We start from the raw sequence: 14,504 nt of genomic DNA on the forward strand, positions 1-14,504 counted from the left end.
AAAACCTGGTGATAGTTATTTAATAATTAGGCATTAATTAAAATGACACCTGGATACCTCCCAGGAAAGTTCTGGGTTGCGGGTAAGTACCAAAATCAATACCATTGGTTAAAAGTGATCCCCGTGCCTGGCCAACTTCCGGATCTAAACCTGAATATTTAGTAATTGTAAACAGGTTTTGAGAAGTTACATAAACTCTGAAGCTGCTTACTTTACCATTGGTAATAGAAGAAAGAGTAGCGGTAGGAATGGTATAACCAAGCGTGATGTTTCTTAATCTGGTGAAAGCTCCGTTTTCTAAGAACCGGCCGGAAGGACGCGTATTTTGGTTAGGATCGCCGTTCACCATTCTGGGCACATTCGTGTCAGTATGGGTAGGAGTCCAGGCATCTAAAACAGCGGTACCGGCACCAAATAAACGTAAACCACCTTCTAAAGCTGCTCTGGTAGCATTATACACTTTATTGCCGGTTACGCCTTGTACAAATAAACTTAAATCAAAGTTTTTGTAGTTAGCCGTACCGTTAATACCATAAGTAACTTTAGGTAAATAACTACCTAAGAATTGCCGGTCGTCGCTGTTAACTACGCCATCATTGTTTAAGTCTTTAAACCGAATATCACCGGCAGCTGTTTTCTCCGTTTGATAGAAAGCGCCCGCACCTTTCTTAGCTACAGCAGCGGCATTGTCTGCTTTTACTTCTTCTTCATTTTGGTAAATTTTATCAACTACCCAGCCGTAGAAAGATTGGATTGGCTGACCTTGTTGCGTACGGGTAATAGCATAACCAGCGGCAAAGTCCTGGTCAGTACCTTCATCCAGGGTAGCGGTAGGAGAACTGAATTTTACTACTTCATTTTTTAAGGTGGTTACGTTTGCGTTAACGCTCCATTTAAATGCTCCCTCGTTTTGGTTATAGCCTGCCGTAAATTCTAATCCCGAGTTCTTCATTTGGCCCACGTTCGCGTTAACACCACCGCCACCAAATCCGAAGGAGTTAGGGGTTGGTATACTTAAAATTAAACCATGCTTTTCATCGGTTAATCTTTGGTAATATTCCGCAGAGAATACAATTTTGTTGTTGAGTAAACCAAAGTCGAAACCATAGTTTTGCATGGTAGTGATTTCCCATTTCAGATCTGGGTTAGCTAAACCATTGGTATATGTACCTAATCCTCTGGTATTACCAAAAGGGTAAACGGTGGCATTTAAATTAGCATTTACAACGTAGTCGTAGTTACCAATACCATTAAAACCAATTTTACCATAACTGGCTCTTAGTTTTAAATCAGAAAGTTGCGAAATTCCTTTCATGAAAGGTTCTTCGGAAACCCGCCAGCCAATAGAGGCACCTGGGAAGTTACCCCATTTATTGCCTGGTGCAAAACCCGAAAAACCATCGCGCCGGAACGAAGCACTTAATAAATATTTGCCTTTGAATTCATAATTTAAGCGGCCTAAGTAAGAAAGTAAAACATTCTCTCCAATGGTTTGGCTTAAACCAGGGTTAAGGGGCTGATTTAAGGTAACAACTACTGAGTTAGGTTGGTTACCATTCATATTCTCCTGGATGTTTCTACGGTCGGTGCGCTCTTGCACCGCAGTAAAGTTGATATAATGGTTATTAAACGTTTTATCAACTGTTAACTGGTTGGTTAAAACAAAAGTACGGCCGGTAGCCCGGTTATTATTAATGGTAGAAGCCGGTCGGGAACCAGAAGATAAATCGTTGAAAATTGGCAAATAAATAGCCTGCAGGTTATTATAATAATCAAGCCCCCCGGTAGATCTGAATTTTAACCATTTTGTGATATTGGCTTCGGCGAATAAATTACCCAGAATTTTAAAATTGCGGTTTTCGTTCTGATCTAACTCAGCCAACCGGATAGGATTGAAAGGGTCAGAACCATCGATGGAGTTTTGAGCCGCCCGGAAACCACCTAATAAGGTTGGGTCATGCACCGGTAAATAAGGTAAAGAACGAATAGCATGAATAATCCGGGTTCTGTTATCGGCTGGTTCGTATTGTTGCGTAGTATATGAGCCCATTAAGTTCTCGCCTACGGTAAATATGCTATTCAATTTGTGGGTAGAATTCATCCGGTAGCTGTAGCGGTCAAAACCGGTACCCACGGTAATTCCTTCTTGCTTAAAGTAACCACCGCTGGTATAAAACTGCGATTTATCTGTGCCGCCCGAAATGGTGATGTTATTTTGGGAAAGCACCGCAGTCCGGAAAAGCGCATCCTGCCAGTTTGTATTGGTTTGCGCGTAGGTTTGCGTAGCTCCTGGGTATATGGGTTGGTTAAAGTTGTCGGGCTGTAAACGGGGCGGAAGCGCTCCATTTAATAGCGTATTGGCATATTGCAGGTACTGCTGGGTATTTAAAGTTTCTATCTGGTTCCAGGCAGTTTGAGCGCCATAGTTTGCGTCTACTGTAACTCTGATTTTACCGTCTTTACCACCGTTTTTAGTAGTTATTAGAATAACGCCATTTGCCGCTCTGGAACCGTAAACTGCCGTGGCCGCCGCATCTTTTAACACCTCAACTGATTGAATATCTTTGGTATCAATGTTTGCTAAACCACCAGTTGGCACGCCATCTACTACGTACAGCGGATCGGCCGCAAAGTTTATGGAACCAACCCCTCTCACCCGTACAATGGGGTTAGAACCCGGAGTACCTGTATTTACGACGCTAACCCCGGCAGCTCTACCTTGTATGGCTTGCGCTACGCTAGGCACCGGCAACTCCGATATTTGCTTCGCCGAAACCGAACTAATAGCTCCGGTAACCGATTCTTTCTTTTGCGTACCGTAACCCACCACCACTACTTCTTCCAGGGCTTTGGTATCTTCGGTGAGGGTAACGTTTACCGGTCCCGGACCGCTTACCGGTACTTCTTTGGTAGCATAACCAATAAACGAAAACACCAAAGTACCCGCCTGCTCCGGAATATTCAAAGAAAAAGCACCGTTAGGACCTGTAGTTGCTCCGGTTGTGGTACCTTTCAATAATACGGTTACGCCAGGTAAGCCTTCGCCATTGGAGCCGGTGACCGTACCGGTAATTTGCCAATCCGGGGCTTTAGTTGGTTTATAGGTGGGCAATATAGCCGGACGACTACTTGCCAACCACTCCATAGCCGGGCTGTTTCCCGCGTTTTCGCTAGCCGCAGAAAGCGACCCCAAAGCGCTACTTACGCGGATTTCGGCGTTTTTTGTTCCTGGCACAATGGCATAGGTGCGCTCGTTTATTTTAGCGTAACGCAAATTAACGCTCGTTAATAGGTTATCTAAACCTTTCTCTATGGTACCCGAAGGCAGGGAGCCGGCGCTTACTACTTTACCTTCCAGATTTTGCGTTTCGTACAGAAAGGAAACATTGTACTGCTGCTGTAGATTTTGTAGCACATCGGTTAATGGAACCTTCTTGGCCGAGGTGTTGGTGATTTGATTTTTGCTGGGCTGATTGTTCGCTAATAACAGATCTTGCGCGTAAACCTCGGGTAACGAGGCCATACAGGCCAGAATTAAGGCATTGCGGAGCAGCACTTTTTTCTTGTTAGTAATCATTTTTCACGAGCTTAAATTTTATTTTTAGTTTATCTTCATCAACCGCTTACACGGGCGATGTAATGCGTAATGTTCGTTGATCTTTTTTCTCAAATTTTAAATTAAAAGAGGTAGATAAAGCTACCAGTAAAGTATTTACATCGTCGATATAAATTTCACCGGTAATGGTGCGGGTCAGAATACGTTGGTCGCTTACCTGCACCCGGTAACCGTAATTCTCTTCCAGCAAAGTCACGATATCGGCCAGAGGGGTGGCCTGAAAAATTAGTTTTTTGTGGGTCCAGGAAGAGTAAACTTCCGGATTTACTTGTCGTTTAGTAAATTTTTGCGCCGAAGGAATAAGTTCGGCCATTTCGCCGGGTTTCAAGGTTTCGGTTAAATATTCTTCTGTCGGGCCTTGGGCGCACAAATTAACTTTACCTGAATTAAGCACCACCCGCGTTTTCTGGCGACGGTTGGTTACGTTAAATGTAGTACCCAGAACCTGCACGTTTAATTCGGGCGTATGCACCACAAATTGCGCATTGCCTTTGCCGGGCTTTTGCAGCACGCTAAAAAAGGCTTCGCCTTCGAGCCAAACTTCCCTTTTTTTACCTGAATCCCAGTTTAGCGGATAACGCAAAGTGGTGTTCCCATTTAAAACTACCGTAGACGAATCGGGTAAAATAATGGTAGCGGTTTCGCCGTAATTGGTGCGATAGACTTGCTGCTTTTGTTTAAACGCAATGTAATAAACCACAAAACTGCCGATACAAAACAAAACCACAGCCGCCCACTTTTGCCAATGCTGCAACCTGGCCGGAGTTGCGGGTGTTGCTCCCGGCTTAATAGAATTTTCGGAAAATGCCAACCTGTGTTTTAAGCGATGCCAACTAGCCTGCACCTGACTTTCGGGGATAGGCAGGGGTTTTATGGCGATGCCGGTTAGCAGCAATGCGGCTTGTTGCGCCAGCACCTTTTTCTCCGGATACGCTTCGAGCCAGGTATTCCATTTTTGTTCCGCTGCAGCATCGGTTTTATATACCCAATGCTGAAAGGATGAATCCTGTATAAAGTCTTGAAGAGTATAATCCGGCAAGCTCATGGGCGAAGTGAAACCAATCTAGGTGCTCTTTTAAATGATAGAGCAAAATAGTAGGGGTTTCTACTCAGCAAAAGGTTTTATTTTTAAAAATTTCTACTTTTTAAACCTTTAAAGCTTTAGTATTTAAAAATTATTAAACAAATCAAACTTTCATTAAAAATAATCACTAACTCCAGCCTTTATTTTATGAAGCCGTTTTACGCCGTTAGCTATTGCCTGATAGCTTGGTTGCAGTAAAGATATGAGTAGGTAAACCCTAAAAAATCGCCCAAAAAAATAAGTGTATTTTTTACGCTAAATAATTACCAATTCTCAAAAAAAATTATTAGTATTATAACTGCCTTTATAAATTTTTTGCTTTCCTGCTGAGCGTTTAAGAAATACCCCCCGGAGGCATAGACCTAGTACTTGTTTATAGCTTAAAGTGTAAGTAAATTTTAAATTTTTAAAATATTTAATTTACCGGTGTAATTGTTTATGGCGTTAATTTTACCTCTACCTGTCTTACACGACACTTCTTATCAGCAGTTTGATGAGCTGCCGGAACAGGAGCTTTGGAATACGCTGCGGCAGGGGAACGAGGCGGCCTTAGCTTTTATTCACCGGAGTTATTACAAAAGCCTTTACCGGTATGGGCTTAAACTAAGTCAGGATGCCGATTTAAGCGAAGATTGTATTCAGGATTTATTTGTGACCCTCTGGACTGCCCGGAGTAATATAAGTGCGGTACAATCAATTAAACTGTACTTATTTACCTCTTATCGTCGGTTGATTTTACAACATAAAAAAAACCGGCAAAAAGCGTTAAACCGTTTATTTTATCAGCCAGATGTAGTTTTTTCTTCGGAAGAAGTAATGATGAAGTCAGAAGCTGATCAGCAAACCACCCAAAATTTTATTATTCTACTAAACAGCTTGCCCAAACGCCAGAAAGAAGCGCTTTATCTGCGGTACTACGAAGATTTAAGCTTTACGGAAGTGGCGCAATTAATGGATGTAAGTTACCAATCGGTGTTAAACCACATTCAACGGGCTTTAAACAATATCCGGCAACGTCCGGATTTGGCTATTTTGCTGGGGCGCTCTTCCTTTAAACTAAGTTCTTCTTAACAAGGCAGAGTTGCCTCAAAATTTTTACCGGACCAATGCATTTTTTAAATTTTCTTGTTTTTACGCACTTGTCCTATTCACCGCAAAAATCAAATCTTGTTTATACCACTAAAACTCATTTACATAGTTAATTTTTTCTGAATTAGAAGTTACTTGCCCCATCTGCTTTGCCTGTTAACTATTTTATTATATTTAGTCTTTAATCAGGCAATTTGTCCTAACTATTATGAAATTATTTACGCGTATTTTAATTGCTCTTATTCTGGCAAATTTTAGCGCCTGCCAGCCCAAACCCAATCCCGCCGGTCTCGATGCCTTTACCCGTTTTCAGCTTGTTGAATGGAACAAGCACCTGAGCCGCATTATTATTACGGATATTTTTTCGCCGCCGGTAGCCAGCCGCATTTACGCCTACACCAACATTGCCGCCTACGAAGCCTTAGTACCAGGGTTTCCGGCTTGCCAATCTTTAGCCGGTCAGTTAAACGGCCTGGAAAATGTGCCAGCCCCCGAACAAGGCAAAGAATACTATTACCCAGTAGCCAGTGCCGAAGCTTTTGCCACTGTAATGAAAAAATTAACCCTGGTACCAACTAATACCGAGAAGTACGAAACCGAATACCTCGAAAAAATTAAAAAAATCGGGATAAAGAAAGAGGTGCTGGAAAACTCGCTGGCTTACGGTAAAAAAGTAGGCGAACATGTAATTGCCTGGGCCTTAAAAGACAATTACCTGGAGTCGCGGGCCATGCAGCGGCACATGTTATCGCAGAAAATAAGCGAGTGGCAACCTACTCCGCCCGATTACATGCCCGCCGTAGAACCGCACTGGAACACCATTCGCCCTTTTGTGATGGACTCTGCGAGCCAGTGTAAACCCCATGATCCTACTCCATTTGATACTTTACCAAGTTCTAAGTTTTATAAAGAAGCAGAAGAAATTTATTTATTGGGCAAAAACTCCGACGAAGAAAAACAACTCATCGCTAAGTTCTGGGACGATAACCCCAATGTTTCTTATACCAAAGGCCACATTACTTATTTTAAACAAAAATTAACTCCGGGCGGCCATTGGATTACTATTACCAGCAATGTGTGTAAATCTAAAAACATAAACCCCATGGAACAAGCCGAAGCTTTCGTGTTTGTTACCACGTCTTTAGCCGATGGTTTTATTAGCTGCTGGGATGCCAAATATAAGTTCGTGCATATTCGTCCGGAAACTTACATTGAAAAATACATCGACCCCGAGTGGGACCCATTGTTGCAAACACCCCCGTTTCCGGAGTTTCCGAGCGGGCACAGCGTTATTTCTGCGGCGGCCGCCGCGGCTCTTACTAATTTGTTCGGCGATAATTTTGCCTTTACCGATTCTACCCAATTAGCTATTGGTTTACCGGTTCGTAAATTTAGATCGTTCTACGCTGCTGCTGCGGAGGCGGGCTTGAGCCGGATGTACGGCGGCATTCACTTTAGGCCAGCCAATGAACATGGCGCCGAGGAAGGGAAAGAAGTAGGCAACCTGGTTTACCAAAAACTAAAAACCCGCCGCAGCGGGCAATTAGCCAAATTGCAATAAAGCTGTAACAACCGCAGCCAGCAAAATTTTAAATTTTTAAAAATTTAAAATCTGGGTTTTCCCATTCAACTCCAACCTCGGTTACTGCAACTTGGGTTGGAGTTGGTTTTTTAACAGAAGTACACTTGGTCCGTTTTTAAGCCATTGTTCCTGCAATAAGGGGGGCACCGGGGTAGTAGCAAAAATAAAAGAACCCAGCATAATATCTTCGTCGCCATCCTGGTCCAGGTCGCCGGTAGTAAGCGTGAGCCACCGCCCTTGCGTAGCTGCTAAAGTAGTTTGCGCCCGGAAAATATTATTTCCTTTATTTTCGTAGTAAACAAAACCGGTTTCGGGTTGATGCATAAAATCGGCGAAGTAGGCAATGGCGGCAATATCTACATCCCCATCCTGGTCAAAGTCCCGGGCTACGGCTTGCGTAGCGCCGGGTAAGGGCAGAAAAACCGCTTCTTTAAATTTATTTTCTTTGTTGTTTAAAAACAACCGGATACCGTGGTAAGGTTTTAACACAAAAGAATAATCGCCGTTATCGCCATTGGTTAGTAATAAATCTTCGGCGCCGTCGTGATTAAAATCAACTAGCTCCAGGTAACTAGCCCCGTAAACCGGCGGCAATTGTACCAACAATTCTTCGGTAAATCGGCCCTGCCCTTGGTTATAAAATACAATAACACTTTCGGCGGCCTGGGCAAATAAAGCAACAATATCGGGCCGGTTATCGTGGTTTAAATCCCGGATAATAACCTGGCGGCTACCGGGTATTTTTTTTAAAATATGCTCCTGATAGGTACCATGTTCTTTGGCCTCAAACCAGCTTAATTTGCCTATTTGGTTCCCGTATTGGCATATAATTAAATCTAGCAAATTATCCTGATTTAAATCGCTGCTGGCCAAGTGTACGGGTCGCTGTAAATCGGATAGTTGCAATATAGGGTTAGCACCAGCACTGTTATTCAGGTTCCAGGAATACAATCGGCCATAGGGCGCATCGGATGGGTTTAAGGAACCCGCCGTTAATACCTGGTATTGGCCATTTTGTTGCCGGATTGCGGCTACCGGTGGCGTATCTAATTGAATAGAATCTACTACCGATAATTGATGGTTTAAGTGAAATAACTTATTCCGCCGGTCCCCGATCAATAATTCTTGGGTAGTAGGCTCGTATTGCAACAAGGAGGTAAGCGCATTTCTGCTTTTGTTAATGGGTAAAGCGCTTGCCCGAAATAAAGTAAGGGAATCTGGCCGCAGTAGTTCAGGAGCCGCCAATTTTTCGGGAGCCTGCGTTTGGTAATATTCCTGAATTTTAATCCAGTCTTTTTTGGCAATTAATGCTTTACTGGGGTAAATATCCGCTTTTATTAAGGCCATAATCTCCGGCGTTGACAAACGCGTATATAAGCTTAGATCAGCCCCAATTCCTAAACGATGCCCCATTACGGGTAATACATTTTTCTCCCAGATATACTTAGGCAATAAAGCAGGCTCAGGAAATTGGTGGCACGCCGAGCAATACACGTGGGCCAAGCTATTGCCGTCTAATGCCGCTGTTTCGTTTGAATCTGGTAAAATTTGCTGTAATTCTTTCCCACTTACGGCTAAACCAGGGGTATTCTTTTTAGGTGTACAACTAACACTTAATAAAACCCATAAGCTTAACCAGAAAACAAAGCGCATTTTAAAATTTTAAAAATTTAGTTGCCGGGTCCGTCCCGAATAATCTTTGATGGTAACGTTAGTCATATTGGGTTGCCAGGTAAATTTGCGCGCCGATTGTGACAAATAAGTATGGCCGTAGTAAAATTCTACTTTTTGCTTTTTACCGTTCCGGTACGTGATTTCGGCAGAAGCATCTAGCGGTTGTAACGCAATAACTTTACCAGCAGCCTTGTTTAATTTTGGGTTCGTTTTCCAGACTTTTAAACTATCCTGGTTCTGGGTAACTAAAGTTAATTTTTCTCCTTTTTTGGTATACAATTGCGCCAGCCCTTTGGCATCGCCGTTTACAAAAAAGCCACTGCTAGAAACCGGCACGGGGTTAAATTTGCCTTTGCCGTTGCCTTGCAGGTATAATCCAATCAGCGCATCGTAATTGCCGGTAAATACTTCGGTGCCATAGTCGTTACCTACCAAAAGTAAATCTAAGTTGCCATCCTGGTTTACATCGTCGGCAACCATGCCATAAACCGGGGCAAATTGCGCCACTTGGGGCAAGTTACTTAACTTAAATTTTCCCTGGCCCAGATTCTCCAGGTAACTGCTGGCCATGTGGTTGGCCTGCAAAATTAAAGCACCTTCCCGTTCTTTAGCCGGTATTACATCGTCGATGGTAGCCACCGCATAGTTGCTGTAGCGGGGAAATATACTCCGGGTACGTGGTAGTTGGGCATTTAAATCGTCGCGGGTGTGCATGGGGTAAGGCCGCATTTGGCCATCCTCGGATTTTAAATAACACGACAGTACCGCATCCAGGCTACCATTTTTATCAAAATCTTTGGCAATAACTTGTAAAGGCTGGGTGGGTGTAGCGCAATAATTGCTATTTAAACCTAAGTTTCCGGCCACGTAATCGATGTCGCCATCATTATCAAAATCGCTGGCGGCTAAGCTGTTCCACCAGCCGGTTTGGTTTTGCACGCCCGTAGTTGCGGTTACATTTTTAAATTTGCCTTGATTATTTTGCAGAAAGGTAATGGGCATCCATTCGCCGGCAATCACTAAATCAAGCTGCCCGTCGTTATTAAAATCCGACCAAAGGGCATCGGTAATCATGCCTAATTTATTTAGCTCCGGCGCAACCTGATCGGTTACGTTTACAAAACGGCCTTGGTCGTTGCGCAAAATATAACTCGGCGGCGTTAAAGGATATTTACCCGAAACTACCCGGCTCCCCACAAACAAATCCAAATCACCATCCTGGTCAAAATCGGCGGCTTTTACGCAGGATTTACTAGTAAGTAAAGCTGGCATCGCGTGGGCATCTAAAGTAAATTGCCCTTTGCCATTGTTTATATATAGCCGATCCTGAAACTGCGGAGCGTTTTCGGGAAACTCGTAGCTGCCACTCGCCACGTATAAATCCTGATCACCGTCGTTATCAACATCCAAAAACAGCATGCCCATATCTTCTTCGGGTTTAGCTCCGCTAAAGTTTGTGCTGGATATTTTAAAATTACCATTAGGTTGTTGCAGAAAGAAAGTACCGCTTTTGCCCGCAGCACCACCTACGTAAAAATCATCCAGATTATCTTGATTTATATCGCCAACGGCAATGCCTGGACCTGCCTGGGTAAATTTGTGCGGTAAGGTTTTTTGAATGTTAAAATCAATTTTATCATCTTCCTGGTGTTGGTACCGGATGCCGTAATCACGACTAACTTCCTGAAAAATGGCCAAAGCAGCCTGATTCGTATTTTGCTTGGCGCTGCTTGGCTGGGCATCGGTTTGTTTCAGGGTTAATACCTGATCAGTTTTAACATTTTTTAAAATTTGCGTTTTTCCGTCGGCCCAGGTAACTTTTAAAGAATCAATAGTAGTAGCTGCACCTAAACCAAAATGCGCTTTATTTTCTACGGAAGATAAAAATCCCCGGTAAATGGTATTTTCGTAGAATTGCTTTTTGCCATGATTGTAGAATATACTTACCCGGGCATCCACACCTTGCCGATTGGGTTCGGTTCCCGCAAAATTTATCCGCAGAAAATGGTTCGGCGTGGTAGCTTTATCCGGAGAGTACAAATGATTCTGGTAAACAAAGGCACTATCGTTGATATTATTAATGACTAAATCCAAATCACCGTCGTTGTCTAAATCAGAATAAGTGGCGCCGTTTGAAAAAGAAGGCGTATTTAAGCCCCAATCTTTGGCTTTATCGGTAAATGTTAAATTTCCATTATTATGGTAGGCGTAATTGGGTATTTTAACTTCCGGGATAGAATCTACTAAAGCTTGTAGATTGGCCACCTGGCTGGCCGGACCACTCCGGTAAATAGAAAAATCGCGGTCGGTGATGTCTTTAGGGAAACCATTAGTAATAAAAACATCGCGGTAGCCATCGTTGTCAAAATCGGCGACTAAGGGCGTCCAGCTCCAATCGGTTTGGTAAATGCCGGATAACTGGCCGATCTCACTAAAAGAAGGTTGCCCAGCGGGCGTTAGCCCGTTATGCAATTGCAGGGTATTCCGGACGTACTGAAAATCGTAGTTAAACTGTTTATTGTAAAAATAATTAGCGTAGTTATTGTCTTTCATTAATAACTTTTTGCGCCGGTTATTTTCCGGTAACATATCTACTGCCAGAATATCCACTAAACCATCGTTGTTGATATCGGCCACGCTGTTACCCATTGCCGAAAAACTAGTGTGTTTAATGTATTTGTTTTTATAGTTAGTGAAGGTACCATCTTTGTTATTGATATATAATACATCATCGGAGAGATAATCGTTGGTAACATAGATATCCGGCCAACCATCGAGGTTTATATCGCTAACAGCCAAGCCTAAACCATAACCTTCGTACACGATGCCGGCTGCTTTAGTAACATTAGTGAAAGTATTATTTCCGTTGTTACGGTATAAGCGGTCGTTATTCGGTGAAGAGCCATCGTTTACTTTGTTACGGTACACCGTAGGAATGCTGGCATTTTGCACATTGGTGAGCACGTACAAATCTAAATCACCGTCGCGGTCGTAATCAAAAAAAGCGGCGTTGGTACTGTAGCCGGTATCGGCAATGCCGTATTCGCGGGCTAGTTCTTTAAAAATTGGTTCACCTTTAGCGTTGTTGCCTTGGTTTATAAAAAGCATATTAGCCCGGCTTACCGAATCTTTCTTTATGGTAGCACACACGTACATATCCAAACGGCCATCCTGGTTAATATCAACTACTGCCACTCCCGACGACCACTTGCCATTGCCGGAAACACCAGCTACTTGCGTAATATCTTTAAATTTAAAATTTCCCTGGTTCAAGTACAGTTTGTTGGTCACCATGTTACCGGTAAAGTACAAATCATCTAAACCATCGTTGTTAAAATCACCGGTAGCTACACCGCCTCCATTATAAATGTATTCTTCCGTTAAGATATTTAAGGAATCACTTTCAAAAATGCGGTTGGCGAAGGTAATTCCGGTATCGTTGGGGGATAATTGAGTAAATAAAGTCTGGGGCTTTTTTTGACAACTTCCGGCAATAAAACAAAAGATAAACAGTACGGCAATGGATATTCTATTCATTTAAAAAAGATTCTGCTTTGAATTGACTATTATTGGCTCTATATGAAGGATTGGGTATTTTGACCAACCTAATATACAAAAATAAAGGCAAGATTAAAGAATCTTGCCTTTATAAAAGTTACTTAGCAATTACTATTAATAACCAGGATTTTGCTTCAGGTTAAATGTTCCTTCCTTGGTGCGGCTAGTGGCAATTACCCCTTCCGGCACTGGCATATATTCATCCTGGCCTTTCGTAAACTGGGCATTTACAAACTTAGGAATGTAAGTTTTTTCAAAAGCAGCATAGGCATTAAGGGTTTCGGCGGCAATACCCCAGCGCACTAAATCAAACTTGCGGTGACCTTCCATGGCAAGTTCCAATTTACGTTCTTCCATAATTGCCCGCATCGCATCTTCCTTAGAACCAAAGGCAGGGTATTCATTAACTTTATAGTTAGCAATTGGGCCTGATGTGCTTGTACCTACTTTAGTAAGGCCGTCAATGGTAGCCTGGCTGCCTGCTCTGGCACGTACTGTGTTTACAAGAGTTACAGCGTTAGCTAACGAACCAGCTTGCGCTTCTGCTTCGGCTGCTAATAATAAAACATCAGAGTAACGCATTACGGGGAAGCTAAGAGCATTGGCAGGTTGTCCCCAGTCACCAGTACCGGCAGTTCCACCGGCTAATTCGGCACGGGTATGCACGTTTTTCTTAGGGCTGTACGGACCACCGTTAGTTACTTGTCTAATCCAATCCTGTCCGGGATGCGGACCCCAGTCTAAATACTGAATACCCCGGCGACCTACTGTATGATCCAAGCGAGGATCTAAGGTACCCGCATAAGGAGTGAATGGCTGAGAAGAAGTAACCTGATAATCACTGTTAACGCCGTTTGTAGTTAACGGATTAAAGGTTGGCAAACCAGTTGTAGCATCTGTCATGTAAGAGTTTACAAGGGCCTGCGAAGGCTGGAAGAAGCCGCAGCAGCCACCAGGTTTGTCACCAGAACCGTGCGGGAAGTTCAGGTTTTGTTCATAGTTAGCTAAGGAATTATTACCTGCCCCTGTGTTAATGGCGTACTGGATAGCAAATACCGTTTCGGCGCTGTTTTTTGTAGCAATCCGGAAATTATCGCCAAAGTTGGCATTTAAAGCGTATTTTACGCCTTTCGCCGTTGTACCATTAGCGATAACATCGTTCAGCAGAGTTAAAGCTTCTGCGTATTTTGCCTGAAACATCATTGCTTTACCCAAAAAGGCGGCAGCAGCCCATTTATTGGCTCTACCTACTTCCGGTTGGGTGCCAGGTAAATTATCCTGAGCAAACTTAAAGTCAGCTTCAATTTGTGGCCAGATTTCAACTTGGTTGGTAATAGCCCGATAATCTTCAGTCTGAATTGCAGTTTCTGGAATCCAAGGAAAACCTAATCCAAAAACTTTCCGGCCTTCCATGTGAAAGAAAGCCCGCAGAAAACGTGCTTCCCCTTCAATCCGGGCTGCATCAGCGGCCGAAATATCCGTAGCTTCTTTTACACTTCTGAGTACCTGGTTTGCCATGCCGATTCCATCTACCACGCCTCTCCATTTTGAGCCAACCTCGCCACCAGCCGTTTGTTGATAAAGTTCAACCGGGTTAATAGAGTTAAAGTCAGAAGGCTCCGTACCTTTATTGGCATCGTCGGCGGCAACGCTTCCCCAAACCCAGTTGGTTGAGCCAGTAGTTTGCGTTTCCGGGCGGCCATCCAGGGCTGCATAAGCCGCAATTAGCATACCTTCTACGCCTTTTTTATTTGTTAGAGACTGCAGCGTGTACACTCCCACCGGATCTAATTCCAAGAACTCATCTTTACACGCCCCCATAATGCCGGTGAGCAGTAAAGCACTAAGTGATAATTTTAAAAATTTTCTATTCTTAGTCATGTTAAGAAACATTTAAACAA

General features: G+C 43.3%; 7 protein-coding genes. 2 read left to right on the forward strand and 5 right to left on the reverse strand.

The window, feature by feature from the left end; genetic code table 11:
• Positions 1-37: 37 nt before the first annotated feature.
• A complete protein-coding gene (locus HUW51_RS01490; protein WP_185272237.1) occupies positions 38-3,577 on the reverse strand; it encodes a SusC/RagA family TonB-linked outer membrane protein in 3,540 nt (1,179 codons plus the stop codon).
• A 46-nt stretch (positions 3,578-3,623) separates the two neighbouring features.
• Entirely contained in the window at positions 3,624-4,661 is a 1,038-nt protein-coding gene (locus HUW51_RS01495; protein ID WP_185272238.1) for a FecR family protein, read from the reverse strand.
• 477 nt (positions 4,662-5,138) lie between these two features.
• Here HUW51_RS01495 and HUW51_RS01500 point away from each other — a divergent pair, with 477 nt between their 5' ends.
• Positions 5,139-5,771: an RNA polymerase sigma factor gene (locus HUW51_RS01500; protein ID WP_185272239.1), complete on the forward strand. Its 633-nt coding sequence runs from the start codon at positions 5,139-5,141 to the stop codon at positions 5,769-5,771.
• A gap of 226 nt (positions 5,772-5,997) precedes the next feature.
• The gene (locus HUW51_RS01505) at positions 5,998-7,350 is read left to right on the forward strand and encodes a vanadium-dependent haloperoxidase (RefSeq protein WP_185272240.1); all 1,353 of its coding nucleotides are present in this window, start codon (positions 5,998-6,000) and stop codon (positions 7,348-7,350) included.
• An 81-nt stretch (positions 7,351-7,431) separates the two neighbouring features.
• On the opposite strand, the gene HUW51_RS01510 is transcribed toward HUW51_RS01505, so the two are convergent.
• The 3 genes from HUW51_RS01510 to HUW51_RS01520 form a co-directional block, all read right to left on the reverse strand.
• The gene (locus HUW51_RS01510; RefSeq protein ID WP_185272241.1) at positions 7,432-9,024 is read right to left on the reverse strand and encodes an FG-GAP repeat domain-containing protein; all 1,593 of its coding nucleotides are present in this window, start codon (positions 9,022-9,024) and stop codon (positions 7,432-7,434) included.
• Between the two features lie 9 nt (positions 9,025-9,033).
• A complete protein-coding gene (locus HUW51_RS01515) occupies positions 9,034-12,582 on the reverse strand; it encodes a VCBS repeat-containing protein (RefSeq protein ID WP_185272242.1) in 3,549 nt (1,182 codons plus the stop codon).
• Between the two features lie 135 nt (positions 12,583-12,717).
• Positions 12,718-14,484: a RagB/SusD family nutrient uptake outer membrane protein gene (locus tag HUW51_RS01520; protein WP_185272243.1), complete on the reverse strand. Its 1,767-nt coding sequence runs from the start codon at positions 14,482-14,484 to the stop codon at positions 12,718-12,720.
• Between the last annotated feature and the right edge of the window lie 20 nt (positions 14,485-14,504).

It is taken from the genome of Adhaeribacter swui (assembly GCF_014217805.1).
GTDB lineage: Bacteria > Bacteroidota > Bacteroidia > Cytophagales > Hymenobacteraceae > Adhaeribacter > Adhaeribacter swui.

What these genes read in the sequence shown, in the direction of transcription:
- HUW51_RS01515 (WP_185272242.1), bottom strand. Translation starts at nt 12,582, where the DNA reads ATGAATAGAATATCCATTGCCGTACTGTTTATCTTTTGTTTTATTGCC.
- HUW51_RS01520 (WP_185272243.1), bottom strand. Translation starts at nt 14,484, where the DNA reads ATGACTAAGAATAGAAAATTTTTAAAATTATCACTTAGTGCTTTACTG.
- HUW51_RS01505 (WP_185272240.1), top strand. Translation starts at nt 5,998, where the DNA reads ATGAAATTATTTACGCGTATTTTAATTGCTCTTATTCTGGCAAATTTT.
- HUW51_RS01495 (WP_185272238.1), bottom strand. Translation starts at nt 4,661, where the DNA reads ATGAGCTTGCCGGATTATACTCTTCAAGACTTTATACAGGATTCATCC.
- HUW51_RS01490 (WP_185272237.1), bottom strand. Translation starts at nt 3,577, where the DNA reads ATGATTACTAACAAGAAAAAAGTGCTGCTCCGCAATGCCTTAATTCTG.
- HUW51_RS01500 (WP_185272239.1), top strand. Translation starts at nt 5,139, where the DNA reads ATGGCGTTAATTTTACCTCTACCTGTCTTACACGACACTTCTTATCAG.
- HUW51_RS01510 (WP_185272241.1), bottom strand. Translation starts at nt 9,024, where the DNA reads ATGCGCTTTGTTTTCTGGTTAAGCTTATGGGTTTTATTAAGTGTTAGT.